General features: G+C 38.5%; 32 protein-coding genes and 3 tRNA genes. All 35 read left to right on the top strand.

From position 1 onward, the window contains the following. The first annotated feature begins 2 nt into the window (after positions 1-2). The 35 genes from VMY36_01125 (at position 3) to VMY36_00955 (ending at position 26,799) form a co-directional block, all read left to right on the top strand. A tRNA-Met gene (locus VMY36_01125) sits at positions 3-75 on the top strand. After that, positions 76-149, top strand: a tRNA-Met gene (locus tag VMY36_01120). A gap of 170 nt (positions 150-319) precedes the next feature. Then, positions 320-391: transfer RNA gene (locus VMY36_01115), tRNA-Trp, on the top strand. Positions 392-398: 7 nt separating this feature from the next. After that, positions 399-1,382 (top strand): tryptophan--tRNA ligase, encoded by a 984-nt coding sequence (gene trpS / locus VMY36_01110; protein ID HUV42488.1) that lies wholly within the window; start codon positions 399-401, stop codon positions 1,380-1,382. Then, positions 1,379-1,705, top strand: a complete 327-nt coding sequence (locus tag VMY36_01105; protein ID HUV42487.1) for a methionine--tRNA ligase — start codon at positions 1,379-1,381, stop codon at positions 1,703-1,705. The genes trpS and VMY36_01105 overlap by 4 nt, the downstream gene beginning before the upstream one ends. A 43-nt stretch (positions 1,706-1,748) precedes the next feature. Further along, positions 1,749-2,321: a GNAT family N-acetyltransferase gene (locus VMY36_01100; protein ID HUV42486.1), complete on the top strand. Its 573-nt coding sequence runs from the start codon at positions 1,749-1,751 to the stop codon at positions 2,319-2,321. Next, on the top strand, positions 2,321-4,171 hold the full coding sequence (gene ftsH, locus VMY36_01095; GenBank protein HUV42485.1) for an ATP-dependent zinc metalloprotease FtsH: 1,851 nt from the start codon (positions 2,321-2,323) through the stop codon (positions 4,169-4,171). Before VMY36_01100 ends, ftsH begins: the two co-directional genes overlap by 1 nt. A gap of 13 nt (positions 4,172-4,184) precedes the next feature. Next, positions 4,185-5,099, top strand: coding sequence for a 5'-3' exonuclease H3TH domain-containing protein (locus tag VMY36_01090; GenBank protein HUV42484.1), 915 nt, complete (start codon positions 4,185-4,187; stop codon positions 5,097-5,099). Next, positions 5,100-6,206: a glycosyltransferase gene (locus VMY36_01085; protein ID HUV42483.1), complete on the top strand. Its 1,107-nt coding sequence runs from the start codon at positions 5,100-5,102 to the stop codon at positions 6,204-6,206. Next, positions 6,199-7,014: a bifunctional DNA-formamidopyrimidine glycosylase/DNA-(apurinic or apyrimidinic site) lyase gene (gene mutM / locus VMY36_01080; GenBank protein HUV42482.1), complete on the top strand. Its 816-nt coding sequence runs from the start codon at positions 6,199-6,201 to the stop codon at positions 7,012-7,014. The genes VMY36_01085 and mutM overlap by 8 nt, the downstream gene beginning before the upstream one ends. A gap of 23 nt (positions 7,015-7,037) precedes the next feature. Continuing rightward, complete coding sequence (recF, locus tag VMY36_01075; protein ID HUV42481.1) at positions 7,038-8,096, top strand: DNA replication and repair protein RecF; 1,059 nt, start codon at positions 7,038-7,040, stop codon at positions 8,094-8,096. After that, positions 8,096-8,923, top strand: coding sequence for an NAD(P)H-hydrate dehydratase (locus VMY36_01070; protein HUV42480.1), 828 nt, complete (start codon positions 8,096-8,098; stop codon positions 8,921-8,923). The genes recF and VMY36_01070 overlap by 1 nt, the downstream gene beginning before the upstream one ends. Continuing rightward, entirely contained in the window at positions 8,907-9,527 is a 621-nt protein-coding gene (locus VMY36_01065; GenBank protein ID HUV42479.1) for a thioredoxin domain-containing protein, read from the top strand. The genes VMY36_01070 and VMY36_01065 overlap by 17 nt, the downstream gene beginning before the upstream one ends. 53 nt (positions 9,528-9,580) lie before the next feature. Beyond that, entirely contained in the window at positions 9,581-10,648 is a 1,068-nt protein-coding gene (locus VMY36_01060; GenBank protein ID HUV42478.1) for a Fic family protein, read from the top strand. Further along, positions 10,645-10,833, top strand: a complete 189-nt coding sequence (locus VMY36_01055) for a hypothetical protein (GenBank protein ID HUV42477.1) — start codon at positions 10,645-10,647, stop codon at positions 10,831-10,833. The genes VMY36_01060 and VMY36_01055 overlap by 4 nt, the downstream gene beginning before the upstream one ends. A gap of 9 nt (positions 10,834-10,842) precedes the next feature. Then, on the top strand, positions 10,843-12,603 hold the full coding sequence (locus VMY36_01050; GenBank protein ID HUV42476.1) for an ATP-dependent DNA ligase: 1,761 nt from the start codon (positions 10,843-10,845) through the stop codon (positions 12,601-12,603). An 18-nt stretch (positions 12,604-12,621) separates the two neighbouring features. After that, positions 12,622-15,108, top strand: a complete 2,487-nt coding sequence (locus VMY36_01045) for an HAD-IC family P-type ATPase (protein ID HUV42475.1) — start codon at positions 12,622-12,624, stop codon at positions 15,106-15,108. Positions 15,109-15,115: 7 nt separating this feature from the next. Beyond that, positions 15,116-16,099, top strand: a complete 984-nt coding sequence (locus VMY36_01040; protein HUV42474.1) for a sodium:calcium antiporter — start codon at positions 15,116-15,118, stop codon at positions 16,097-16,099. Between the two features lie 3 nt (positions 16,100-16,102). Further along, on the top strand, positions 16,103-17,347 hold the full coding sequence (locus VMY36_01035) for an endonuclease Q family protein (GenBank protein HUV42473.1): 1,245 nt from the start codon (positions 16,103-16,105) through the stop codon (positions 17,345-17,347). Positions 17,348-17,412: 65 nt separating this feature from the next. Next, positions 17,413-17,739 carry a DUF4870 domain-containing protein gene (locus VMY36_01030; GenBank protein ID HUV42472.1) on the top strand — a complete coding sequence of 109 codons (327 nt, stop codon included), beginning with the start codon at positions 17,413-17,415 and terminating at the stop codon, positions 17,737-17,739. 84 nt (positions 17,740-17,823) lie between these two features. Further along, positions 17,824-18,450 (top strand): phosphoribosyltransferase, encoded by a 627-nt coding sequence (locus tag VMY36_01025; protein HUV42471.1) that lies wholly within the window; start codon positions 17,824-17,826, stop codon positions 18,448-18,450. After that, a complete protein-coding gene (gene pth, locus VMY36_01020; protein HUV42470.1) occupies positions 18,447-19,031 on the top strand; it encodes an aminoacyl-tRNA hydrolase in 585 nt (194 codons plus the stop codon). Before VMY36_01025 ends, pth begins: the two co-directional genes overlap by 4 nt. A gap of 3 nt (positions 19,032-19,034) precedes the next feature. Then, positions 19,035-19,625 carry an MFS transporter gene (locus VMY36_01015; GenBank protein ID HUV42469.1) on the top strand — a complete coding sequence of 197 codons (591 nt, stop codon included), beginning with the start codon at positions 19,035-19,037 and terminating at the stop codon, positions 19,623-19,625. Beyond that, on the top strand, positions 19,626-20,810 hold the full coding sequence (locus tag VMY36_01010; protein HUV42468.1) for an MFS transporter: 1,185 nt from the start codon (positions 19,626-19,628) through the stop codon (positions 20,808-20,810). 4 nt (positions 20,811-20,814) lie between these two features. Continuing rightward, entirely contained in the window at positions 20,815-21,141 is a 327-nt protein-coding gene (locus VMY36_01005) for a hypothetical protein (GenBank protein HUV42467.1), read from the top strand. Then, entirely contained in the window at positions 21,142-21,444 is a 303-nt protein-coding gene (locus VMY36_01000) for an MGMT family protein (GenBank protein ID HUV42466.1), read from the top strand. It begins immediately after the preceding gene. Continuing rightward, positions 21,426-22,160: a DUF72 domain-containing protein gene (locus VMY36_00995; GenBank protein ID HUV42465.1), complete on the top strand. Its 735-nt coding sequence runs from the start codon at positions 21,426-21,428 to the stop codon at positions 22,158-22,160. Before VMY36_01000 ends, VMY36_00995 begins: the two co-directional genes overlap by 19 nt. Next, entirely contained in the window at positions 22,142-22,690 is a 549-nt protein-coding gene (locus VMY36_00990; protein HUV42464.1) for a hypothetical protein, read from the top strand. Before VMY36_00995 ends, VMY36_00990 begins: the two co-directional genes overlap by 19 nt. 21 nt (positions 22,691-22,711) lie before the next feature. Then, positions 22,712-23,470 (top strand): 3-oxoacyl-ACP reductase family protein, encoded by a 759-nt coding sequence (locus tag VMY36_00985; protein ID HUV42463.1) that lies wholly within the window; start codon positions 22,712-22,714, stop codon positions 23,468-23,470. A gap of 15 nt (positions 23,471-23,485) precedes the next feature. After that, entirely contained in the window at positions 23,486-23,641 is a 156-nt protein-coding gene (locus VMY36_00980; protein ID HUV42462.1) for a hypothetical protein, read from the top strand. Positions 23,642-23,668: 27 nt separating this feature from the next. After that, positions 23,669-23,989, top strand: coding sequence for a thioredoxin (gene trxA / locus VMY36_00975; protein HUV42461.1), 321 nt, complete (start codon positions 23,669-23,671; stop codon positions 23,987-23,989). Next, positions 23,982-24,932 (top strand): FAD-dependent oxidoreductase, encoded by a 951-nt coding sequence (locus VMY36_00970; GenBank protein ID HUV42460.1) that lies wholly within the window; start codon positions 23,982-23,984, stop codon positions 24,930-24,932. The genes trxA and VMY36_00970 overlap by 8 nt, the downstream gene beginning before the upstream one ends. A gap of 35 nt (positions 24,933-24,967) precedes the next feature. Further along, positions 24,968-25,156: a ferredoxin gene (locus VMY36_00965; protein ID HUV42459.1), complete on the top strand. Its 189-nt coding sequence runs from the start codon at positions 24,968-24,970 to the stop codon at positions 25,154-25,156. Between the two features lie 2 nt (positions 25,157-25,158). Further along, the gene (locus VMY36_00960; GenBank protein HUV42458.1) at positions 25,159-25,890 is read left to right on the top strand and encodes a DsbA family protein; all 732 of its coding nucleotides are present in this window, start codon (positions 25,159-25,161) and stop codon (positions 25,888-25,890) included. Positions 25,891-25,938: 48 nt separating this feature from the next. Continuing rightward, positions 25,939-26,799, top strand: a complete 861-nt coding sequence (locus VMY36_00955; protein ID HUV42457.1) for a 7TM domain-containing protein — start codon at positions 25,939-25,941, stop codon at positions 26,797-26,799.

Genomic DNA, 26,799 nt, shown 5'->3' with positions numbered 1-26,799 from the left:
TGAGCGGGGTAGTGTACGGTGGCACGTGAGGCTCATAACCTCACAGACTAGGTTCAACTCCTAGCCCCGCAACCAGGCAGGGTAGCTCAGTTGGTTAGAGCATCGGATTCATAAACCGAAGGTCGTGGGTTCGAATCCCACCCCTGCTACTTGACAAGCTTGGGAGTTAAAAATAGAATAGAGACACTATGGTAGGAAAAATCAAGGAAATGATCCTTTCTTGGTGGGGTAAACTAACCGGTAAATAACCGCCGGGGAGTTTGGTGTTTGAAAAAGTAACTCGCTGAGCGGCGGCGAGTTTTTTAGTGGCAGATAATTTAGGCCCGTGATGTCAATGGTAGCATAGCGGTCTCCAAAACCGCTCGTGGAGGTTCGAATCCTCCCGGGCCTGCTTAAAAATGAAAAAACGAGTTTTTTCTGGAACCAGACCGACCGGTAGGTTGCACTTGGGCAACTACTTGGGTGGTATTAAAGGCTATATTATCCTTCAAGAGAGGGGAGATTTAGACTGCATTTACAGTGTAGTGGATTTACATGGGATTATGTCTCCTTATAATCCCAAAACTTTGCAAGAAGATATTAGGCAGGTCGTTTTAGATTATCTAGCGGCCGGGCTGGACCCTAAGAAATGTCACATTATGATTCAATCGCAAATACCCGAGCATATAGAGTTAGCGTTTTTGTTTTCAACGATTTGTCCCGTCTCTCGTTTAGAGCAACTGCCCACTTACAAAGAAAAGAAACTGGAACAGCCCGATTATATCAATATGGGCTTGTTGTATTATCCTATTTTAATGGCTGCTGATATTCTCATTTACAAAGCTGAATTAGTGCCTGCGGGAAGAGATAATGTTCCTCATATTGAGTTTACCCGAGAGATTGCCCGTAAGTTTAACAGAATGTTTAAACCAATGTTTCCTGAGACAAAACGATTTGTTACTAAAGGAGAATTGGTTCATTCTTTATTGGGAAGTGGCAAAATGAGTAAATCTGTCAAAGGGAGTTATATTGAGTTAGCTGATGATTTGAGAATAATTAAGGCTAAATTAGCTAAGGCACCCACTGATAAAGGTCAAGGAAAAACAGTTCCCAGAGAGGGAAGAGTAGCTAATTTACTTCAACTAGTTGAATTGTTTATGGACAAGAAGGCTCGTCAGACTTATGAGAAACAATATTTAGGTAAAGGGATTAAATATGCTGAATTAAAAGAAAAACTGGCCGAAGCTATTTTTAAAGAGCTTAAACCAATTCAGGAGCGGAGAAAGTATTACGAGGAGCATCCTGAAGAAGTAGCTAAAATTCTTGAAGAAGGTCGAAAATATTGTTCAAAGATTGCTAAACAAACTCTTCGAGAGACTAAAAAGGCGATGGGTTTACTATGAGTTTAATTTCTTTTTCTGAATTTCAGCGTCTTGATTTGCGAATTGGTAAGGTTCTTGAAGCTGAAAAAATTGCTGAGAGTCGGAGTTTGATTAGACTGAAGGTTGATCTAGGGGAAAAAGAGCCCAGAACTATTTTGGCAGGTATTGCCGAGTGGTACCAGCCAGAAGATTTGGTTAAGAAAAATTTTATCTTTGTGGCCAATCTTGAACCTAAAAAGATGATGGGTGAAGAGAGCCAGGGAATGATTTTGTGTGCCGATTTTGAAAATAAAGCCGTTCTTATTCAGGCTCCTGAAGTTTCTCCAGGAACAATTGTGAGATAAGACTAAGATTGTTATTAGGCTTAAATTTTGGTAAAATTACTCTGTGGAAGTAAAAATTGTTGATATTAACGAGAAAAACTTCAAAGAAATTCCTCGAACCGCTGACCGTCGTTATAATTGTCAAGAATGTTTTTTTTGGATGGGTAAAAAAGATGGTAAGCTTGATTTGGTTAAACAAAAAAAGAAATGGTTTTTGAGAAAAGCAGATAAATATGGTAGTTTAGGTAAGCTTTTACTTTGGGGCAAAAGACAAAAAGCCATAGGTTATATTCAATTTGGGCCCATTAATGATTTTGAGACAGCCAAGATTTTTTACAAGGATATGGCGCCAATTCCTCGGAATGGTTGGTGTATTACCTGTGTGACCATTGATACTAATTATCGGAGCAAGGGATTGGCCAAACGTTTGATTAGAATCGTTCTTCGTGATCTCAAAAGGAGAGGAGTGAGAACGGTTGATGCTTACCCTGTTAAACAGTTAAAATCACTTAATCAAGTTCCTTGTGGGCCGGTAGCGCTCTGGAAAGAACTAGGTTTTGAAAAAGTTTTTAAAGCCGCCACGAAAAAGAAAATTATTCGTCATGATAACGTGGTCATGCGAAAAAAATTAAAATGATGAAAAACAAATTAGTTTTTAAACCAACAAAAAAATTTCAATTCAAGTTCAAGCTGAATCTTAAAAGCTTACTTATTTGGGGGGTAGTGGTTCTGATTATTGCCTCTTTTTTCGTTTCTTTCCGCGGTGAATCGGTTACCAATGAAGAAATTCCTCTTTCCCAGGTAATTAACGATATTAAACAAGGGAAAATTAAAGAAGTTGAGGTTGTTGATAATCAGCTTAATCTCACCTACGAAGAAGAAAAGATAATGACTTCACGCAAAGAACCAGGAATTAGCTTAACAGAAATCCTTCAACAAGAAGGGATTGAGCCAGAAAAAGTGGAAATAAAAATCAAAGACACAAGTCTTTCCAAGGCTTGGGTAGAGATTCTAGCGACTCTTCTACCACTTGGTTTAATGGTTGTTTTTTTCTTTTTTATCTTTCGCCAGGCTCGAGGTGCTCAAGACTCTATTTTTTCTTTTGGTCGCTCTCGGGCTAAATTATTTGCCAAAGGCAGGCAGACATTTACTTTTAATGACGTCGCCGGAGTCGAGGAAGCGAAAAGTGAACTAGAAGAAGTGGTTGATTTTTTGAAACATCCAGGGAAATATCGTCGCTTAGGGGCGAGGACACCTAAAGGGGTTTTATTAATTGGCCCTTCCGGAACGGGTAAGACTTTATTAGCAAAGGCGGTTGCTGGCGAAGTAGGCGTCCCTTTTTTCTCTATGGCTGGCTCAGAGTTTATGGAAATGTTAGTTGGGGTTGGAGCCAGCCGAGTAAGAGATTTGTTTGAAAACGCTAAAAAAGCAGCTCCTGCCATTATTTTTATTGATGAGATTGATGCCATAGGCAGACAGCGAGGTATGGGCATTGCTGGTGGTGGTCATGATGAGCGAGAACAGACATTAAACCAGATCTTAGTGGAAATGGATGGTTTTACGCCCAATGATAATGTGCTCGTTTTGGCAGCGACTAATCGAGGTGATTTGTTGGATCCAGCTTTGCTTCGTCCCGGCAGATTTGATCGTCGGGTGACTCTTGATATGCCTGATATTGAAGATCGTGAAGCGATTATTAAGATTCATGCTCGAGGTAAACCTTTTGTTAAAGGCATTTTTTGGAAAAGAGTCGCCAAAAGAACGGTGGGTTTTTCTGGTGCCGATATCGAAAACATGTTAAACGAAGCGGCGATTTTAGTCGCCCGCCAGAATAAGAAGGCGATTAGTATGGATGAAATTGAGGAAGCGGCCACTAAAGTTAAACTTGGGCCGGAAAAGAAACGACTCCAGTCAGATGAAGAAAGAAAGATGACGGCTTATCATGAAGCTGGTCACGCCATTGTTACTCATATGTTAACTCATATGGATCCGGTTCATCGGGTTTCGATTGTTTCCCGAGGGATTGCCCTAGGCTTTACCCTAATTCCACCCCAAAAAGATCGCTACAATGAGACCCGTTCTCATCTTTTAGAAACGGTTGCTTCTTTATTAGGTGGTCGGGCAGCCGAAGAAATGATTTTCAATGAATTTACAGCGGGGGCGGCTTCAGATATTGATAAAGCTACCAGAATTGCTCGGAGTATGGTAATTGATTTTGGGATGAGCAAGTTAGGGCCAATTTTTCTTGGTCCCCAGGTGGAAACGACGGAATACGGTCATTCTTGGGTTCAACCCTCAGAATTGAGTCCTCAAATGAAGGCTAAAGTCGATCAGGAAATAAAGCGAATAATTGATGAAGGTTACAAGAAGGCTTTAGAAATTATTAAGAAAAACAGAAAAAAACTTGATTTAATTGCTAAAAAACTTCTTGAACAAGAGACAATTGATGAAGAGGAATTTGAGAAATTAATTGGGAAGAAAAAATAAGAGGTGATACGAAATGAAACGCCTCGTCTTAATCGACGGTCACGCGATTATCCACCGAGCTTACTATGCTTTTCCCACGACTCTAAAAACTCATCATGGTGAGATTGTCAATGCTGTTTATGGCTTCACCCGAATGCTTTTGAATGTTCTTAAAGATCTCCATCCAGAATATGTGGCTGTGGCTTTTGATTTACCCAAGCCGACTTTTAGACATAAAGAATTTCTTGGTTATCAAGCTCAGCGGCCTAAGATGGAGGAGGAGTTAGAGAATCAACTTGAGCGGGTTTTTCAAGTTGTCAGGACTCTTAATATGCCTATCTTTGCGGTGGAGGGTTATGAAGCTGATGATGTTATTGGGACTTTAGCCAATCAAGCCGCCAAGAGGCGATTAGAGGCAATGATTGTGACTGGTGATAAGGATTTATTACAATTGGTTAAGCCGCGAGTAAAAATCTATGCTTCCCAAAAAGGCTTTTCTAGACCAATAATCTTTGATCCAAAAAAAGTTAAAAAAGAAATGGGGATTAAACCTGATCAAGTGATTGATTATAAAGCTTTAATCGGTGATGCTTCTGATAACTATCCTGGTGTTCCGGGGATAGGTCCAAAAACGGCCGTGATCTTGCTTAACCAATATCAAGATTTGGATACTATTTATAATAATCTTAATAAACTCAAGCCAAGAACCGCTAAACTTTTGACTGAGGGAGCCGAAAGCGCCGCTCTTTCAAGGAAATTAGCGACGATTGTGACTAAGGTGCCAATCAAACTCAATCTTAAGGCTTGTAAACTTCATGATTATGATCAAGAAAAGACGATTAAGCTTTTTCAGGAATTAGGTTTTAAGAGTTTAATCAATAAATTACCAGGGATGGAAATCAAAGAAAAAAAGAAGGAAAATAAAAATAAACAAATGGAGCTTTTATAAATGAAAGTAGCTTTAGTTCATGATTATCTGAGGGAGTATGGTGGAGCGGAAAGAGTTTTAATGGCCTTGCATGAGATTTGGCCTGAGGCGCCGATTTTTACCGCCTTTCAGCGTAAAAATTCAGTGGCAGGTAAAGCTTTTGCTCATACTAAAGTCAAGGAATCCTGGTTAGCGCTCCTGATTAAGTATCAAAATCTTTACAGTCCTTTTAGATTTTTAACGCCTCTAATCTGGAAAAGCTTTAATTTTAAGGATTATGATTTGGTGATTACTTCTGCCTCTTGGTATATTACTCGCGGTTTTCGCTTAGGACCAAAAACAAAGGTAATTTGCTATTGTCACACTCCACCTCGTTATCTTTATGGTTATCCGACTTCTATTGAATGGCGACGTTATTGGCCGATACGGATCTACGCCACCATTATTAATCATTTCCTGAGACCTTACGATTACCAATCAGCTCAACAAGTAGACGAGTTTCTTGTTAATTCGCAGAATGTGGCTAATCGGGTTAAGAAGTTTTATGGTCGTGATTCAACCATTATCTATCCGCCAGTTGAAGTCAAGAAAATTGAACAAGCAACCAAAAATCTTAAACCTCAAGATTATTATTTAATTGCTTCTCGCTTGGTGGGTGCTAAAGGAATAGAGTTAGCGATTAAAGCCGCCAAAAAAGCCAAAGTTCCTTTAAAAATTATTGGTGAGCCAGTTGGTATGTATTGGATTGGTGGTAAACTAGAGAAGTTAAAGACTAAAGGAGTTGAATTCTTAGGTTGGATTCCTGATGAAGAACTTTATCATTATTATGGTCAATGTAAAACCTTTTTGGCTTTAGAAACAGACGCTGATTTCGGGATGACGCCAGTAGAAGCCATGGCGGCTGGCCGGCCGGTTATTGCTTTTCGAGGTGGCGGCTATCTAGAATCAGTAATTGAGGGTAAAACAGGTGAATTTTTTGACAAGCAGACGGTAGCAAGTTTAGCTAAGGTTCTAAGAGATTTTAAGCCAAAGAAATATAAGCCTAAAGATTGTCGTCAACAAGCGAGAAAATTTTCTAAAGAAAGGTTTAAAAAAGAGATAAAGGAATTTGTCAAAAATCATGCCTGAATTACCAGAAGTAGAAACCATTAAAAGGGATTTATCAAAACTGATTGTTGGTCATAAGATTTTAGGGATTACAACTGATTCACCTAAACAAGTTCAGCCTTCATTAACCGTGGTTAAAAAAGCAATCGTTGGAGCAAAGGTTAAGAGGATTAAGAGAAGGGCCAAACTCTTGCAGATTTTTCTTTCTAATGGTCAAATTTTAGCGATTCATCTCAAAATGACTGGTCGGCTTTTAGTCAGGAAAAAGGATTTTCCTAAAGATGATTGGCAACATGTCATTATTTCTTTAAGTGGTAATCAAGAACTTCGGTTTGCTGATTTGAGAAAATTTGGTTGGGTGAAGTTGATCAAAGATAAAAAAGAGTTAGAGAAGTTATTAGCTGAATTTGGACCAGAGCCTTTAGATGATCTTGATTTAAAGAAGTTTAGAGCAATTTTAGCTTCATCTGGTCGACCAGTAAAAATTATTTTAATGGATCAAAAAAAGATTTCTGGTGTTGGGAATATTTATGCTAATGATGCCTTATTTTTAGCTAAGATTGATCCCCGCCGACCCGCTAAGAAAATTTCTGATCAAGAAGCCAAAAAGCTTCTTCAGGTAATTGAAAAGGTCCTTAAAGCTGGGATTAAATATCGGGGCGCTTCTGATCAGTATTATTTAGATGCTTTGGGTCGAAAAGGGGCTTATCAAGAGCATTTTTTGACTTATGGCCGGGAAGGAAAAAAATGTTTTGATTGTGACGGTAAAGTTAAGAAAATTAAACTTGGTGGTCGGGGAACATTTTTTTGTCCAAAGTGTCAAAAATAGGCAGAGACTGATATAATAGAGAGGTGATTCTTAAGTCTCTTCAACTCCAGAATTTCCGCTCTTATAAAGACCAAACATTTGAATTTTCTGATGGTGTAAGTTTAGTGGTTGGTCCCAATACTTCAGGAAAAACCAATTTATTAGAAGCCGTTTATTTATTAACCAGCGGTAAGTCTTTTCGGGCTCAAATTGAAGAAGAAATGATTAGTTATAAGCGGGAATTAGCTCGAGTTAAAGGTGAAATTAGCATTGATAAGGAAACAGAGGAGTTAGAAATCTTACTAACGAGTGGCCAAGTTGGTAATAAGCGGACAACCAAAAAACAGTATTTAATTAATGGAGTTAAAAAACGACAAATGGATTTCGTCGGTCACTTAAATTGCGTTTTTTTTGGACCAGAAGATTTGGAATTGGTAATTAGCAGTCCTTCTGTGCGTCGAGACTATTTGGATTCGGTCTTAGAACAAATTGACCGTGAGTATCGTCGGGCTAGTCTTTCTTACAAAAAAAGTTTGAGACAGAGAAACAGACTTTTGGAGCAAATTCGGGATAAAGGTCGGGCCAGAGCCAGTTTGTTTTTGTGGGACAAATTACTCTTAGAAAATGGGGAAATTATTAGCCAAAAAAGAAGAGAATTAATCGATTTTATTAATCAACAACCTGATTATTTTGGTGACTTAATTATTGACTATGATAGAAGTCTCCTTTCACCTCAACGTTTAAAGAAATATCAGTATAAGGAAATTGCCTCTGGGATGACCTTAATTGGACCGCATCGTGATGATTTTACTCTTAAGATGGTTAATGGTGGCGAAGAACGAAATTTACATCTTTACGGTTCAAGAGGGGAGCAAAGGACGGCTGTTTTTAGTCTTAAGTTGGCCGAACTAGAATTTGTCGCCGAAAAAATTAACCAACGGCCCTTGCTTTTATTAGATGATATTTTCTCTGAGCTTGATCATGAGCGTAGGCAGCATTTAGTGGAAGTGATTCCTAAACAACAAACGATTATAACGACGACTGATGTTCATTTAATTGAACCAGCTTACAGAAGAAAAGTAAAAATGATAAAGTTAAGCTAATGAAAGAGTTTGTTTTAAAAAAAGGCCAGCTTTATCAACCCAAATCAGGTTTAAGAAAAGGCGAAAACGGCCAAGTAGTGATTATTGGCGGGTCATCGTTATTCCATGGCGCCCCACTTTTGTCTTTAAAAGTGGCTTCAAGAATAGTTGATATGGTCTTTTTTGCTACCCCTGAACCTTCAGTTGGTAAAGTGGCTGAGAATTTCAAAAGTAAACTCTTTTCTTTTATTTGGGTTCCTTGGGGAGAAGTAGGCGACTATATTAAAAAATCAGATGCAGTTTTAATTGGTCCTGGTTTAATGAGGTATCGTCGGGAAGGAAAAAAGAGTTTCGATGATTTAGGCAAAAAGTCAAAAGAAATCACCGAAAAATTATTATCTCAATTCCCAAATAAAAAATGGATAATTGACGCCGGCGCTCTTCAGGTAATGGAGACCAAATTTATTCCTAAAAAGGCCATTTTGACACCCAATAAAAGAGAATATGAACTTCCTTTTGGCGGAATGAAGCCTCAAGAAGTAGCTAAGAGATATCAATGTATTCTTGTTTGTAAGAACCGAGAAACAATTATCTGTTCTCCTGAGAAAAGTCAAATAATTAAAAGCAAAGAAATTCCTTTAACTAAAGGTGGCATTGGTGATGTTTTGGCTGGTTTAGTAGTCGCTTTGTTAGCTAAAAATCCGCCTTTTTTATCAGCCTGTGCTTCATCCTGGTTGATGATGAAAGTTATAAATGAACTCTTTGAAGAAGTGGGGACTAGTTTCAATGCTGATGATTTGGTTAATAAAATCCCAAAAATTCTGAAGAAATATGCCAGCAGTAATTAATTATAAAATTTGCGATTTGGCTCCTGAATGTGGAGGGATAGAAATTTGCCCTGTTGGAGCTTTTTTTTGGAATAAGAAAACCAAAAGACCTGATGTTGATAACAAGAAATGTGTCTCTTGTGGGGTGTGTGCGCGAGAGTGTCCGGTTAATGCGATTTTGATAGCCAAAACCGAAGAAGAATACCAAAAGCTTTTAGAGAAAGTAAAAAAAGATCTTAGGTCAGAAAAAGAACTTTGGCAAGAAAGACTGGGTTGTCAGCCTGGGAGAACACCACCTTTAGCAAGGGTAATTACGCCTAAAAATTTTACTCAGGAAGTACTCGAGGATAAAAAACTGGTGATTCTAGATGTTTGGAGCGAAGAAACACTTGATTGTCGTTATTATTCGCTTCTATGGAATGATCTTGGATTATCAAATGAAATCAAGTTTAAAAAATTAGACGGAGGTAAATATTACAAATTTATCCAAAAATTAAAGATAACTAAATTACCCACGCTTTTACTTTTTAGACGAGGAAGAGAAATTGGGAGAAGGGAAGGATATATTTACTCTAAGGACAAAGGAGAAGTTAGAAATTTATTTAGGAAACTTTTGAGGCAGTAATATTTATTTTTTCTTCCTTGATATTTCTTGCAAATAATGCGATAATAATCTCAGTGTACGTTCCTAAGTTTATCATCACCAATGATATCTTGGCAAATATCGGTTTAGTTGAAGCCGCTAAAGAAGTCATTGAAAACGCTCCCCTGATTCCTATTTATGAATCTCGTTTCAAGAAAGATGCTCTTTTGCGGACCGTTCATCATGGGACTCATATTGAAGGCAATGATTTGACTTTAAGTGAAACCCGCAAAGCTATTGAAGGAGAAGAATTTGTGGCTCGGGAAAGAGACATTCAGGAGGTAATTAATTATCGAAATGTCCTTAGATACCTTGATAGTTTGAAAAAGAAACTGTCTGATAAAGAACACTATTCACAAGAAATGATTAAGGAGATTAATCGGATTGCTTGTGAACGAATTATTACTGATGGTCGGGCCGGTCAATATCGCCAGACTCAAGTCATCCTCAGAAACAGCGCCACTGGTGAAATTACTTTTCGACCACCACCAGCGATTGAGGTACTTTTTTTAATCGAGGATTTTTTTAATTGGTTAAATTCAGCTGAAGCTAAAAAAATCCACCCGGTAATCCGGGCGGGCGTTGCTCACCATTATTTGGTGAGCATTCACCCCTTTATTGAGGCCAACGGGCGGACGACTCGAGCCTTTGCCACTTTGATTTTATTTGCCGAAGGCTATGATATTAAAAAATTCTTTTCCCTTGAAGACTATTTTGACAAAGACGCGGCTCGTTACTACCAATCATTAATGGTGGTTGACAAACAACACCGAGATTTAACCAAAAGGGATTTAACTCCTTGGTTAGAATATTTTACCCAGGCGATGGGGGTTGAGCTGACCAGAATCAAGGAGAAAGTCAGACGGCTTTCAGTCGATATTAAGATAAAAAGTCGGGTTGGCAAACAAGTGCCTCTCAATGAACGCCAAATCAAATTAATAGAATATTTGGAAGAACATGGATCAATCACAACAACCGAGGCGAGAAAAGTGGCTCCTGATTATTCTGATGATACTTTAGTTCGTGATTTTAATTACTTTACTAAAAAGAATCTTGTTAAAAAGCAAGGCAGAACTAAAGCAGCTAGATATATTCTAAAATGAGCCTAACTGAACCCCAGTTTTTATACATGATGTTAATTTTACCCAGTCTTTTTGGTTTGACTTTGATTGGTGAGGGGATTGTTAAGATTTACCGAGAGGAAGTTCAGGGTTGGATCTCGATTGTCTTTGGTGGCTTTTTTATCCTTTTGACGATTATTGTCTATTTTTACTTTACCCAGATTTAATTTAGGAGAATGAAATTTAAACAATTAGCAACTTATTTTTCTCAGTTAGAAACGACTAGTTCTCGAAATAAAATCACCGAGATTTTGGCTGATCTATTCAAAAAAGCAGACAAGAATGAAGTTGATAAAATTTGTTATCTTTCTTTGGGTCGGCTAGCTCCTATTTATGCCGGCATTGAATTTAATCTTGCCGATAAAATGATGATTAGGGTGATTGCCCAAGCCTATCAATTAAGAGTAGAGAAGGTGAGAAGGGAATATAAAAAGGTTGGTGATTTAGGTGAAGTGGCTAAGAAGTTTGATAAAAAAGAGAAGCCGAAGCCTTTATCGGTTAATCAAGTTTATGAGCGACTCTACCAAATTGCTCAAGATGCTGGCGAAGGATCGGTTGAACGGAAGATAAAAAACCTGGCCCAGCTTCTTGATGACCTTGATGGTGAAAGTGTTAAGTATATTGTCCGGATCCCTCTTGGCAGATTAAGACTGGGTTTTTCTGATTTGACCATTCTTGATGTTTTATCCTGGATGATAACTGGGGATAAAACTAACAGGCAGGTGATTGAAGAGGCTTACAATGATCGGGCTGATGTTGGTCAAATCGCCAAAATAGTGAAAAGCAAAGGGCTGAAGGGTTTAAAGAAGATTAATCTTCAAATTGGCGTGCCGGTCATGCCGGCCCTTTGTCAACGTTTGCCCACGGCTGAAGAGATGGTCAAAAAACTTGGCAAGATGGCGGTTGAACCAAAATATGACGGTACTCGTCTTCAGGTTCATTTTAGTAGGAAGAAAAAATGGGAACAAAAAAAAGACCAGTTAGCTTTTGATTTCCAGCCCAAGGGTTTTGTTAGAACTTTTACCCGTAATTTAGAGAACACGACCAATATGTTTCCTGATTTAGTGGCGGCGGTTTTTAAGGAAGTTAAGGCTAAAGAAGCGATTTTGGATTGTGAAGCAATTGGTTATGATCCAAAAACCGATAAGTTTTTGCCCTTTCAGGAAACAATCAAAAGAAAAAGAAAATATGGGATTGGGAGGAAGGCCAAAGAAATCCCCCTGAAGTTTTTCTGTTTTGATGTTTTGTATAAAGATGGTCAGACTTTATTAAAGACATCTTTTGACAAACGGAGGGCAATTCTAGAAAAGATTCTTTCCGAAAAGAATAAAATTCTTATTCTCACCCCTCAAATAGTGACAGAAGATGCCCAAAAACTAAGGGAATACCATGATAAACAGATTAAAAAAGGTTTGGAAGGAGTCGTTGTTAAAAAATGGTATGAAGCTTATGATCCGGGCCGACGAGGTTATACTTGGGTGAAGTTCAAGCAGGAAAAAGGCAAAAAAGGAGGTGGTTTAACTGATACCCTTGATTGTGTTGTCATGGGCTACTACAAGGGTAAAGGCAAGCGGACCGAGTTTGGTCTAGGAGCCTTCTTGGTAGGAGTAAGGAATGGGGGAAAATTCTTGACTATTTCTAAGATTGGTACTGGTTTAACTGATGACCAATGGCGAGAAATGTATCAACGTTGTCGTCAAGTAAAAGTTAAAGAGAAACCAAAGGAATATCAAGTCAATAAAAATTTGGTGCCTGATAGCTGGTGTTCACCTAGGATTATGGTCGAAATTGAGGCAGATAATATTACTAAATCACCAATACATGCGGCTCAGTATGCCTTACGCTTTCCGAGACTGGTAAGGTTTCGAGATGATAAATCTTCTAGTGAGACGACGACCTTAAAAGAGGCAGAAAAGCTCTATCAGCTCCAAAAATAGTTATGCTACAATAGCTTTGTGTTAGAAAAGAATTTTAGTAGTATCGGTTTAACTTCAGAAGAAGCTCAAAAGAGATTAAAGGAATTTGGCCCCAATCAATTGGATAAGAAAAAAGATTTTTCTTCTTTAAAAGTTTTTCTTTCTCAATTCAAATCTCCCTTAGTTTATATTTTGGTTTTTGCCGGGATTGTTACTTTCTTTCTACGGGAGTTCAGTGATTCAATCGTTATCTTTGCAGCCGTTTTTTTGAACACAGCTTTGGGTTTTTATCAGGAAAGAAAAGCCCAAAAATCATTGGCAGCCCTCCATTCTCTTCTATCTTTAAAGGCAGAAGTTATCCGCAACGGCAAACAACAGGAGATCGAAGCGACTGAAATTGTTCCTGGGGATTTAGTGGTTTTGACCATCGGCTCACGGGTTCCAGCTGATGGGATTTTAACTGAAGCGACTGATTTTTCGGTTAACGAAGCGATTTTAACCGGAGAGTCTTTACCAGTGGATAAAAAATCGAGTCAAAACATAGAGAAAGCTGAAAAAGAAAACAAGGTTTTTATGGGAACAACGGTGGTTACAGGAATTGCCAAGATGCAAGTCAGTCAAACCGGAATGGCTACGGAAATGGGCAAGATAGGCAAGAGTTTGGAAGAGGTTGAGGAAGAGGAAACGCCACTTCAGGTTCAACTGGCTAGATTAGCCAAAATTTTAGCCTTAATCGTTGGCTTTATAACCTTGGCAATCTTTTTGCTAGGTGAATTTTTAGGTTACGAACTCTTAGAAATGTTTACAATAAGCGTGGCGATTGCTGTGGCCGCCATTCCTGAAGGCTTAATCGTTACCTTGACGGTTATTTTGGCTCTAGGGATGCAGCGCATTTTAAAAAGAAAAGCGATTGTGAGAAAGTTAGTCGCGGCTGAAACTTTAGGTTCAGTCTCGGTTATTTGCGCTGACAAGACCGGTACCTTAACTGAAGGTGAGCTTAAGGTGGTTAATGATGATTTTATTGATAGAGAATTAGGTCTAAAATCAGCCATTCTTTGTAATGATATGCGTGATCCCTTAGAAGTGGCCATGTGGAACTGGGCGGAAAAAGAAGTTAAGAGAGGTAATGGTGTTAAGGAAATTCAAAAAGAATATCCTCGTTTAGATGAAATTCCTTTTTCTCCAAGCTCTAAATATATTGCCACGCTCCATCCGGGGCTTTTAATTATTTCTGGAGCTCCGGAAGTAATTTTAAGCCGATGTCAGATTTCTCCAAAGCAGAATAAAGAATGGCAAAAGAAATTTAACGATTATGGCAAGAGAAGTTATCGATTAGTTGGTTTTGGCTATCAACAATTCAAAGGTAAAAAAGAAGAAATAAAGGAGGCGGATTTAAAAAACTGTCAGTGGTTGGGGCTGCTTGTTTATGAAGATCCAGTGAGAGAGGGAGTTAAGGGAGCTTTGGAGGAATGTCAACGAGCTGGAATTAAAGTAAAGGTGATTACTGGCGATTATGCGCCAACAGCAATCGCCGTTTTGAAACAACTTGGTTTACAAGTTGAACCTAAAACTCAACTGATTGAAGGAGCTGATTTAGAGAAAATTTCGGAAAAAGAGTTAAGAAAGAGGGTAGAAAAAATAGTCCTTTTTGCTCGGGTTAATCCTCAACAGAAACTGAAAATAGTTAAGGCTCTTAAAGACAATGGTGAAGTGGTAGCGATGACTGGAGATGGAGTTAACGATGCTCCGGCTCTAAAACAAGCGGATATCGGGATTGTTGTCGGCGAGGCCTCAGATGTCGCCAAAGAAACCGCTGATATGGTTTTGTTAGATTCTGAGTTTTCTACTATTGTTCAGGCGATTGAAGAGGGGAGAAATATCTTCGAGAATATCAAAAAAGTCGTTCTTTATCTCTTTTCTGATAGTTTTACTGAAATTATTCTAATTGGTGGCTCGCTTCTTCTTAAGCTACCGTTGCCGGTAACGGCGGTTCAGATTCTTTGGGTTAATCTGGTTGAAGATAGCTTGCCGGCTGTTGCCCTAGCCTTTGAGCCAGAAGAAGAAGGGTTGATGAATGAATTGCCGCGGCCGCGAGGAGCACCAATTTTGGACTTTGAACTAAAAGTCTTAATTTTTATTATTGGTATTTCTACTGATTTGATTCTACTGGGTCTTTTTTACTGGTTGCTTAAGGGTTTCCTTCACCTTCACTATATTCAGACAGTCATGTTCGTTGCTTTAGGAATTAATTCTCTTTTTTATGTTTTTGCTTGTCGTTCTTTACGCAGACCGATTTTTAAATATAATCCGTTTAGCAATAGATTTTTAACCGTTTCAGTTTTTTTCGGCTTTCTTTTGCTTTTCCTAGCCATCTATTTTTCTCCTCTCCAAATTTTGTTAAAAACCCATGCTTTAGGAATCCATGAATGGCTTTTTCTTTTTGGGATTGGTTTTCTTAATCTTTTTGCTATTGAGGTGACTAAGTGGATTTTTATTGCCCGTCATAAAAATAGTAAAATAAGGTAATCCAGAAATGTTAATGGGTATTTTTTATTTACTAGCAATTTTTGTTTTTTCAGTTATTTTAATTAAGGCTACCGATATTTTAGTGGTTAATCTTAAGGCTCTTTCTGGTAAGACACAAATTGGTCAGTTTGCGATTACTTCTTTTTTGCTCGCTTTAGCGACTTCTTTACCTGAGTTGGTAGTGGGTATCACGGCTGCGCTTGAGGGTCGGCCTAATTTGGCTTTGGGGAATGTCATTGGTTCCAATATTGCTGACTTATCCTTGGTTATTGGCGGAGCGGCTTTGATTGGCGGCACAGTAGCGGTCAGAGGAATTTTTCTTCGCCGTGATGTTTTCTATGCTTTTTTGGCAGGCGCTGCCCCGATGGTTCTTCTTTTTGATAAGAATCTTAATCAAATAGACGGCTTGATTCTTCTGGCTCTTTATGGTTTTTACAATATTCTGATTTTAAAAGAGAGAAATAAGAGACTAGCCGAAGCTAGAAACGGGCGAGAAGAGGGATTTGTAGTTCGCTTATTAAAAAGATTGAATTCTCAAAAAACTCAAAAGGAATTAGGTTGGCTCTTTCTAGGTGTCGCTTTGTTGCTTTTTTCAGCCGATATGTTAGTTAGATTTGCCAGCAAGATGGCAATTGCTCTTAACTTACCGCTTTTACTTATTGGTTTAGTAATTGTTGCTGTAGGGACATCTTTGCCTGAATTAGCTTTTGAGCTTAGGGCCGTGCGGGAAAAACAAATAGGAATGGTTTTTGGTGATTTACTAGGTTCAGTCGTAGCCAATGGGACTTTGATTATTGGTTTAGTGGCTTTGATTTCGCCGATTAGAATTCAGGCTTTTGATGAATATTTATTGGCTACAATGGCTTTTGTTCTCATTTTTGGCTTTTTTTATTTCTTTATTCGCACCAAAAAAAAGCTGGAGCGTTGGGAAGGAGCGATTTTACTTGGAATCTATTTGATTTTTGTCCTTCTTGAGTTTCTTAAAACCTAAAAGATGGAGCTAATTGCCGATCTTCATATTCACAGTAGATATTCTCGGGCTGTTTCTCGGCAGATGATTATTCCTGAAATGGCTAAGTGGGCAAAGAGAAAGGGGATTGATTTGGTGACGACGGCTGATTTTACTCACCCCTTATGGGTAAGGGAGCTTAGAGAAAATCTAATTGAAGTTAATGAAGGGATTTATCGCTATAAAGATGAGCCTAGTGATGTTTTATTTTTGTTGACCACCGAGATTTCGAGTATTTACTCGCAAAAGGGAAAAGGTCACCGAATTCACAATCTTATTTTTGCTCCTAACCTAAAAGTGGTTGAGAAAATTAACCAGCAATTACGAAGCTATGGTGTGAGATTACTATCAGATGGTCGACCAATAACAGGCTTATCAAGTATTGAACTTTGTGATTTAGTTTTTTCTGTTTCTCAAGATTGCCTAGTTATTCCGGCCCACATTTGGACGCCCTGGTTTTCTCTTTATGGTTCCCGGTCTGGTTTTGATTCTCTTAGAGAATGCTTTGGCCGGTTTGCTGATCAAATTTATGCCGTGGAGACAGGCCTTTCTAGTAATCCTGCCATGAATTGGCGGATTGAAGAATTAGACAGTCGCAGTATCATCAGTTTTAGTGATGCTCATAGTCCCCAAAAATTAGGCAGAGAAACAACCGTTTTCAAAATAGCAAATCAGAATTTTAGCTATAAAGATATTAAAAGAGCGATTAAGAAGCAGGAAATTGCTTATACAATAGAGTTTTATCCTGAAGAAGGAAAGTATCATTATACAGGCCACAGAAATTGTCAGATTAAACAATCTCCAGAGGAGACCAAAAGAGTTGGTTGGACTTGTCCAGTTTGCGGTAAACCTTTGACGATTGGGGTGATGCATCGGGTCGAAAAACTGGCCACTCGACCAGTTGACTATCAGCCCCCGGATCGGCCTCCTTATAAAATGTTAGTGCCTTTAATGGAAATTTTATCAGAATCTTTAGGGGTTGGTGTTTCCAGCCAAAAAGTTGAAACTGAGTACAATCGTTTAGTAGAGAGATTTGAATCAGAATTTAATGTTTTATTAAAGATAGATCCCTTGGAAATTGCCAAAGTAAGTGGTGAAAAGGTAGCCCAGGGAATTAAAAAAGTAAGAGAAGGTGATATTGTTGTTGATCCGGGTTATGATGGTGTTTTTGGAACAGTAAGAATTTGGGGAGAAGAGAAAGAGGAGAAAAAACAGATGAGTTTGTTCTAAAAAACAATCCTTGACAACTACTGAGAATTTGTGGGACTATTTGAATAGAAAGGAGGTGAAAATTTATGGCCACTATGAAAGCTGGTCTCGGTTTACCCAAGAACACAGCCGCTGCTCTTTCTTATGTTTTGGGTTGGTTAACAGGAATTGTTTTTCTTCTCATTGAGAAAGACCCTTTTGTTCGTTTCCATGCCATGCAATCAATCATTGTCTTTGGTGCTTTGACAATTTTAATGTTTGTGCCCGTGATTGGTTGGATGCTCTCTCCGCTTCTTTGGATTGTGGGGTTTATTCTCTGGTTGGTTTTGATTTTCAAGGCTTATCAAGGAGAAGAATTTAAACTGCCATTTGTAGGCGATTTTGCCAAAAAGCAGCTAACTAAAATTAAATAGCAGTTCGATCATTTAATTTGTCTTCAGGCTGCTTTTAAGCCGTCAGGTCGGACTGCTTTTTTGTGTGCTAAAATTGGAAATGAGATGGTTTTCAAAAACAGGGAGGAAGCAGGCAAGAAACTAGCCGAAAAATTAAAAGATTTTCAAGACAGTCAAGACTTGATTGTTTTAGCAATCCCTCGAGGAGGCTTGGTGATTGGTAAACAACTTTCTCTTGTTTTAAATTGTCCATTAGATATTCTTGTTACTAAAAAGATTGGTGCCCCAAATAATTCAGAGTTGGCAATTGGCGCTGTAGGGATCACTGGTGAGCCGGTGATTAATGAGGAATTGACAAGTCGTTTGGGTATTGATAAAGAATATCTTGAAAAAGAAATTACGGGTCGAAAAGCAGAAGTAGAAAGAAGGGTCAAAGAATATCGGGGGAATAAACCAGCAGTGAAACTAGAGGATAAGATAGTTATTATTACTGATGATGGGGTGGCCACTGGAGCGACAATGGCGGCCGCGATAGAAGTTATTAGGCAACAAGAGCCCAAGAAGATTGTGGTTGCCATCCCGGTTATCTCCCGTGATTCAATGCCGAAACTAGAAGAACAGGCAGATGAGATTGTTTATCTGGAAGCACCACTGATGTTTTTTGCTGTTGGCCAATTTTATCAGGAATTTGACCAAGTCAGTGACAAGGAAGTTAAGGAGTTACTAAGGTGAAACTTATTGTTGGTTTAGGTAATCCAGAAAGAAAATATCAAAAGACTCGCCATAATTTAGGGTTTTTGGTTTTGGATGAATTACTAAAGAAATTAATGCCAGTAGAAGAAACAGCCTGGCAGGAGAGTAAAAGGTTTAACAGTCTCATCACTAGAATTGATGAAATTATCCTTGTCCAGCCCCAAACATTTATGAATGCTTCTGGGTTTGCCGTTGCCAAGATAGCTAGTTATTATAAAATTAAGCCAGAAGATATTTGGATCATCCATGATGATGTTGATTTGCCTTTGGGGAAGGTAAGAATCAGAAAAGGCGGGAGTTCAGCTGGTCATCGTGGTTTGGAATCAATTATCGAAAAATTGGGTAATGGTGACTTTGTTCGTTTTCGCTTAGGTATTGGTTATCCGGTCAAGAAGGATAAAGCCAAGATTGGTAAAGAGAAATTAGTGGAGAGATATGTTTTAGCAGAATTCAAGCGAGAAGAGAGGGCTAAAGTTAAGCAATTAATTAAAAAAGCGGTTAAAGCGATTAGGCTGGCTTTAACTGAAGACTGGGAAAGAGCCGCTAATCAATTTAATTAAAAAATGAAAATTAGCTTTTCGATTAACAAAGTCATTCGTTTTTTGACCATTTCCGATATTCTCATGCTCTCTGGTTGGGGATTGATCAATCCTATTTTTGCTGTTTTTGTAACTAATCAGATTCAAGGTGGCAACGTGGAAATGGCTGGTTTGGTGATAACGGTTTTTCTTTTGACAAAATGTTTAATCCAAATCCCCTTAGCTTGGTTTATTGATAGGAAAAAAGGCGAAATCGATGATTTTTGGGTGATGATTATTGGTTCATTGATTATTTCTTTGACTGCTTTTCTTTATATTTTTGCCCGAACAGTTTCTCATATTTTCCTAATTCAAGTTATTAGTGGTTTTGGCGCAGCCCTTTCTTATCCTACCTGGTTAGCCATTTTTACTAGGCATGTTGACAGCCATCAGGAGGGTTTTGAGTGGAGTATTTATTACACCACCACTGATTTGGGTGGAGCTGTAGTCGCAGGCTTAGGCGGAGTGATTGCTAATTATTTAGGTTTTCAACCCTTATTTTTATTAGTCGGTTTGCTTTCTTTATTAGGCACGGCTTTTTTGTTTGTTTTTTATGGAGATCTTAGAAAAAGATAGATGAAACATTTTATTCATTCAATTGGTTTTCCTTGGCTCCATTTAGAGAACGAGGGGATAGGTTCAGTGATTGCTGTGGTCACTCTGCGCCGAATGGCGGTCGAATTATTAGGCTTGTTTTCACCTCTTTATGTCTTAAGCATTAGTCGGAATTTAGGTTTTACCATTACTACCTCAGTTTTGATTGTTTTAGGTTATGATTTATTAATTTATGTTTCTAAACTAATGACCATGTCTTTAGCGGAAAACATTAGTTTTCGGCTCGGTTATCGAAGGACCTTAATTCTTTCAATTATTCCTTTTTTTCTTTTTGTTGCCCTACTTGCTTTTAGTCAGAACTATCCTTTTTTGCTGATTTTGGTCTCTGTTTTTTGGGGAATTCACGCCGCTCTTTTCTGGTTTGGTTATCATGGGCTTTTTATTAAACGGGGCGATCATCAGCATTTCGGTAAACAAACTGGGCTTAGCCAAACTTTCTATATTTTAATTGGCGTGGTGACGCCAATTTTAGGAGGTTTAATGATTCTAAAGTTTGGTTATCAGTTTCTTTTTCTGTCAGCCGGAGCAATTTTTACTTTAGCGATGATGATTGCCTTGCTGTCAAAGGAAATTAAGCCCCATCAAGATGCCCGAATTACTAGCGTTTTACGCCTTTTTAGAACTCATAAAAAGGTGATGTTGGGCTATTTTGGTTGGGGATTGGAGTCATCTTTGTATGGGGTAGTTTGGCCAATCTTTTTATTTTTGTTAGTTGGGAAAATTTTAGCTTTTGGGGAAATTGTTGCCGCTGCGGTTTTGGTGGCGGCCGTGATTACTTATCTTACCGGCCTGGTTGTTGATAAAGTTGGCACCAAAATGATTATTAATTTAGGAGCAATGGTCGGTTTCCTTACTTGGCTGGTTCGAATTATTGCCCGAACGCCTTTAATAATCGTGGGTGTCGATAGTTTCTATCGAGTAGCGGAACAAATGCTCCATATTCCTTTTTTAGTGCGAACTTATCAGAAAGCAGTTGATGGTGGCACCGGTCAATCTCTTTATTTTATGGAAATTTCCTTAGGACTGGGAGCTGTTAGTGGCCTTTTATTGGCAGGAGTTTTAGTTTTTCTTGGTTTACCCTTAGAGACGATTTTTATCTTGGCTTCTCTGGGAACCTTAGCCCCAATTTTAATTACAAAGAGATAAAATGGTGAAAAAGAGAGATAAAACAAAAGGTCTTCAGGCAATTGGCGATGTTCTGAAAGATTTTAGTTGGGATGAAAAAAAATATATTTCTCGGGAATTTCAGGATTTTGGCTATCGTTTAGCCGAAGAATTAAATGATTTAGAGCGGAAAGCTCTTTATATTAAATTGGCTAAGGAATTGCCTCGGCCAATGCTCGAAAAAGCCAGGAATTTTGTTAAAGATGCTTCTAACGTAGAAAATCCAGCCAGATTGTTTATGTGGAAGCTAACAGAGCTAAGGAAAAAATGGCAGGAAAAGAAAAAAGAAAAAGTTATCTACGAGGCAAAATAGGTGAAACAAAGTTTTTCTCAAAAGGTTTATCAGTTTACTAGGCAAATTCCGGCTGGTAAAGTGGCGGTCTATGGTCAAATTGCCGCTAAGCTGGGCAAGCCAAAGGCCGCTCGGGCAGTTGGCAACGCCCTTCATCGGAATCCTGATCCCAAAACAATTCCTTGCTATCGAGTCGTTAGTCAAGAGGGGAGATTAGCGCCAAGCTTTAGAGAGCAGAGAAAAAAGCTTTTAAAGGATGGCGTAAAGTTTAAAGATAAAAAACACGTTGATCTGAAAAAGCATTTATGGGAAAGATCTTTATAGGTACTTCTGGTTTTTCTTATTCTCATTGGGGTAAAGGAGTTTTTTATCCTCAAAACCTGCCCCAATCTAAGTGGTTTGATTATTATTGCCGACATTTTGACACCCTGGAATTAAATGTTTCTTTTTATCACCTGCCCAAAAAAGAGGTTTTTAAAGATTGGCGGCGACGAGCAGGCAAGAATTTTGTTTTTGCGATTAAAGGTAGTCGCTATATTACTCAAATGAAGAAGTTAAAGGAATGTCAGGAACCAGTCAAAAGGTTTTTTAAAAATGCTGAAGGGATTAAAAATAATAAAGAGGTTGTTCTTTGGCAGTTGCCTCCGAGATTTAAGGCTAACCCTGAAAGATTAGTTGAGTTTTTAAAAAACCTGCCCAAAAAATGGCGTTATGCCTTTGAATTCCGAGAGAAAAGTTGGTTGACGGATGAAATCTACCAAATTCTTAAGCAGAATAAGATTGCCCTTGTTTTTCAAGATAATCCTGGTTGGCCGATCACCAGAGAAGTAACCGCTGATTTTGTTTATCTCCGCTTTCATGGCAGGACACAACTCTATTCTTCGTGCTATACTGAAAGAGAATTAAGGCAGTGGGCAAAAAAGATCAGAGTTTGGCAAAATCAGGGTTTTGATATTTATGCCTATTTTAACAACGATGCCCTGGGTTATGCGGTTGAGAATGCCCAAGCTTTAAGAAAGCTATGCTTAAAAAAGAAATAAGGAGTCATTTACTCATTACTTTTATTTGGTTGTTACTAGTTACTTTACTGCGTTGGAGTTGGCACTGGAATCTCATTTTTCTCTGGCTAGGAGGTTTAATAGGCACTTTTCTTCTTGACCTTGATCACTTGCTCTACACTTTATTCATCTACCCTCAGGAGTTAACTAGTATTAGGGTGAAACAATTAGTTGATAAACGTCAATTTAAAGAAGCTCTAATTTTATTGGTTGATACCCAAGAAGAAAGGTTTAGATTATCTTTTCATAGCGCTTTTTTTCAATTGATTCTTTATGTTATTTGTTTTTTTGTTTTGACTTCGACTGGCAGTCTTTTTGGTAGTGGTTTAGTAATAGCCATGGCCTTGCATTTACTAAAAGATGAGTTTGAATTATTAGTTCGGGGTAAGGATGAGCAACTTCATCGTTGGCTCTTTTGGCAGGTTAAGACAGAAATTACTTTTCGTCAACAGAAATTTTTTGTTATTTTAATGTTATTCTTATTTATTGGCTTAAATATTTTGTTAATATAAAAAAGGAGGGGGGGTGAAATAATGTTTGATTTAACAGGAAAGAAAGCCTTAGTGACGGGTGCTTCTCGGGGTATTGGCCGAGGGATTGCTTTGGCCTTAGCTAAACAAGGGGCGGATGTGATTATCAATTGCCATTCCAAGATTGAAGAGGCTCAAATAGTGGTGACGGAAATTGAAAAAATGGGCCGTCAAGCCTTTGCTGTTCAAGCCGATGTTTCTGAGGTGGCTTCGGTTAGTAAAATGTTTGCAGAGATTAGCAGTAAGTGGAAAAAATTAGATATTTTAGTTAATAACGCTGGTATTCTGACTGTCCATCCTTTCGAAGCGATTCCTGAAGAAGAGTGGGATAAAGTCATTAATGTTAATTTAAAAGGCCAATTTCTTTGTTCTCAAGCGGCTTTGAAATTAATGGGTCCAGGCGGAAGGATTATTAACATGGCTTCGGTTGCCTCTGGAGGCGTGGGGATTGGCTCAAGTAATATTGCCCATTACGCGACCTCTAAAGGCGGCTCAGTGGCCCTCACCGAAGCAATGGCAGTTGAGTTGGGACCAAAAGGGATTAATGTTAATGCAATTGCGCCGGGATTAGTGGATACTGATATGACCAAGTTTATTACCGAGGATAAAGAACAATTAAAAGGAACGTTAGCTAGAATACCTAAAGGTAGAGCAGGTAAACCTGAAGACATTGGTAGAGCGGCAGCCTTTTTGGCTAGTGATGAAGCTGACTATATTACCGGAATAGTCTTATATGTTGATGGCGGCTGGCTTGCTAGCTAGGGAAGGAGGTGGAAGATGGCAAGAAAAAAGAAAGCGACAAAAAGAAAAACAACTCGGAGAAAGACAAGAGTAACGAGTCAGTCTTTATTTGAAAAAAGAAATTTCCTTTTACTTTTAGCAGTGGTGACTTTAATTTTGATTTTGGTTGTTTTGCAGAATTTATGGCTTTAATGACTTCTGTTTTAAGAGGAGTTAAGAGTGATCGATTTAACTGATAAAAATTTTGATCAGGAAGTTTTAAAGGCAGCAATGCCGGTTTTTGTTGATTTTTGGGCACCCTGGTGTGGTCCTTGTCAAATGGCAGGCCCAGTGATCGAAGAGTTAGTCAGAGAGTACCAAGACAGAATTGAAGCAGGAAAATTAAATGTTGATGAAAATCCCAAGACAGCCCAAGAGTATAGGGTGATGAGTATTCCCACCGTGATTATTTTCAAGGAAGGCAAAGCAGTCAAGAAACAAATCGGCTTTCCTGGTAAAGAAGGTTATAGAAAATTAATTGAGGAGGTTTTGAATGAATGATTTGATTATTGTTGGGGCTGGCGTTGCCGGAATGACGGCTTCTATTTATGCCAGTCGTTATAAAATTGACCATCTGCTGATTGGGGAAACGCCTGGAGGGCAAGGAACTCTAGCAGGGACAGTCGAGAACTACCCCGGCTATTTATCTATTCCTGGACCTGAATTGATGCAAAAGATGATTGAACAGGTAAAAAGATATGAGGTCGAAATTAAACAGGAGAGAGTTGGTGGTTTAGCGAAAAGTGGGGATGGTTTTGAAGTAAAGACTGATAAAGGACCTTATCAGGCAAAAACTTTGATTTTGGCGATGGGAGCTTCTTTTCGTTCTCTTAATATTCCTGGCGAAGATAAGTTAATCGGTAGGGGCGTTTCTTACTGTACTAATTGCGATATTCCTTTATTTAAGGAGAAAACAGTTGCTATCGTTGGTGGAGGTGATTCCGCTGTTACCAGCGCTGTTCATGCCGCTCAATTTGCTAAAAAAGTTTATATTATTCACCGCCGCGATGAATACCGGGCTGAACCAACCTGGGTGGAAAAAATGAAACAAACAGATAAGGTCGAAGAGGTTTTGTCTAATGAAGTTAAAGAAATTAAAGGGACAGAAAAGGTTGAGAGTCTTATTTTAAAAAATCCTTACAAAGATAATCAAGAATTAAAGGTAGACGGGGTTTTTATTGAGATTGGTCAAATACCCACTTCTAGTTTAGTCAAATCTTTAGGGATTGAGATTGATGAGGGTGGTTATATTAAAGTCAATCCAGGTATGGAAACTAGTCTTCCTGGAGTTTTTGCGGCTGGTGATATTGCTAGTATTCAAGGGGGGATTCTTTTTCGTCAGTTTATTACTGCGGCCTCTGACGGTGCCCGGGCCGCGGCCGGTGTTTACCAATACCTTCATCAGGGAGCTACGCCTGCGCCTTCCTGGGGTCAAAAAAGTTGACTTGAGGCTAAAGAAATGTTAGGATACGCCAAGTTATGAGAAAACCTGCCGTTGACAAGGCAAAATGTATTGGTTGCGGCACCTGCACAATTCTTGCCCCCAAAACATTTAAGCTTGGAAATGATGGCAAGGCGGAGATAATTAATCCTTCGGGTGATGAAGAAGAGAAAATAAAGGAAGCGGTTGATTCTTGTCCAGTTGAAGCAATTTATTTAGGTAAATAAAGATGGCAGAAGAAAAAAAAGAACGAAGTCTAACTACCATAATTATTTTTGTCTTAGCCCTCATTGTCGCTTTTTTGATAGGAATGTTTGTGATGAGATTTTTAGGCCAGGGTGGGGAGGGAAAAAAGGAAATTGCCCAGGCGAGTCCTGCTCCTCAAGCCGCTCAAGAGCAAGGAGAAGTGCTTGGTGAAGAACAAATTAAAAAAATTGAGAGTGGAGGAGCGGCGGTTAAAGGTGAAGAAAATGCTCCCGTGACAATTGTTGAATTTTCTGAATATCAATGTCCTTATTGCGGTAAATATGTAATGGAGAGTTATCCTCAGATATTGGAGGAATATGGTGACCAGATTCGTTATATCTTTCATGATTTTCCTCTTCAATTTCATGCCCATGCTCAAAAGATGGCTGAGGCCGCCCGTTGTGCCGGCGACCAAGGCCAGTATTGGCAAATGCATAATCTTATTTTCGAAAACCAAGAGGAGTGGTCTGGGAAAGAGAGTGTGGATGCTGATATTGATAACTTCGTTAGTCAGTTGAATTTATTAAACAAAGCAGAGTTTGATACCTGTCTTGATTCAGGTAAATATACTCAAGTAATAGAAACTGATAGAGATTTAGGATTGGAGGTAGGCGTTCAAGGAACACCAACTTTCTTTATTAATGGTCAAATGTTAGTTGGTGCCGTGCCTTTTTCAAACTTCAAAACGATTATTGAGGCTGAATTAGCCAAGTAATCTTTCTTCTTGCTTCTAATGATTTCGGTTTACTATAATAGAGTTAAGATGATTAAGAAGTTCATTTGTTTCTTATTAATTGCTTTTAGCTTTTTCTTTGTTTTGGGAAAAACCAATGGCCTTATGGCTCAGGGTCAATTCGTTTGGCCAATTCCTCCTGAACAGAGAGGAAATTTGACGGAGCCTCAAGTACCTTTAACAGAGTTGGATAGAGCTTTAAATGAACAGCAATTAGGTTCTCTAGGGATCACTAATTTTTTTAAACACGTTATCCATCGAGCCGTTGTCTCTGGTGTTCCGGTTAATACGATTGTTCTGATCTTATTATTACCTATTCTAGTTGCCGTGATTGCTGCCTTACGACATTTAGTTGGTATTCGTGGATTTGGTATTTTTACGCCTACCATGATTTCCGTGGCTCTTTATGCGACCGGGATTATTCCTGGTTTATTTCTTTTCTTTGCGATTTTGGCGATGACTAACTTTGGCCGTTTTCTTTTGAGAAAAATTAGAATCAGGATTCATTATTTACCACGAATGGCCTTGTTGTTTTGGTTTATTTCTTTGGCTGTTCTTTTAGTAGTCCTTTTTGCTCCTTTATTAGAATGGATGGATATTGCTATTGTTTCCATTTTCCCAATTCTCATTTTGATTCTTCTTTCTGAAGCCTTTATTGATGTCCAAAAGGGAAGAAGTTTAAGGGAAGCGGTTAAAATCACGATTGAGACATTGATTTTGGCTTTTTCTTGTTTTGGTTTAATGAAACTCCAAATTCTGCAAAAATTTGTTCTGCTTAATCCTGAATTGACTTTAATTATTGTGCCTGTTTTTGATATTCTTATTGGTCGCTATACTGGCATACGGCTTTTAGAATTGTTTCGCTTCCGACGAGTTTTAAAAGAAGGTTAA

Source organism: Patescibacteria group bacterium, from assembly GCA_035529375.1.
In the GTDB taxonomy this organism is placed as follows: domain Bacteria; phylum Patescibacteriota; class Microgenomatia; order PFEM01; family JAHIFH01; genus DATKWU01.
Note: the sequence above shows the minus strand (reverse complement) of the source record. Positions and strands in the feature narration are given on the sequence as shown.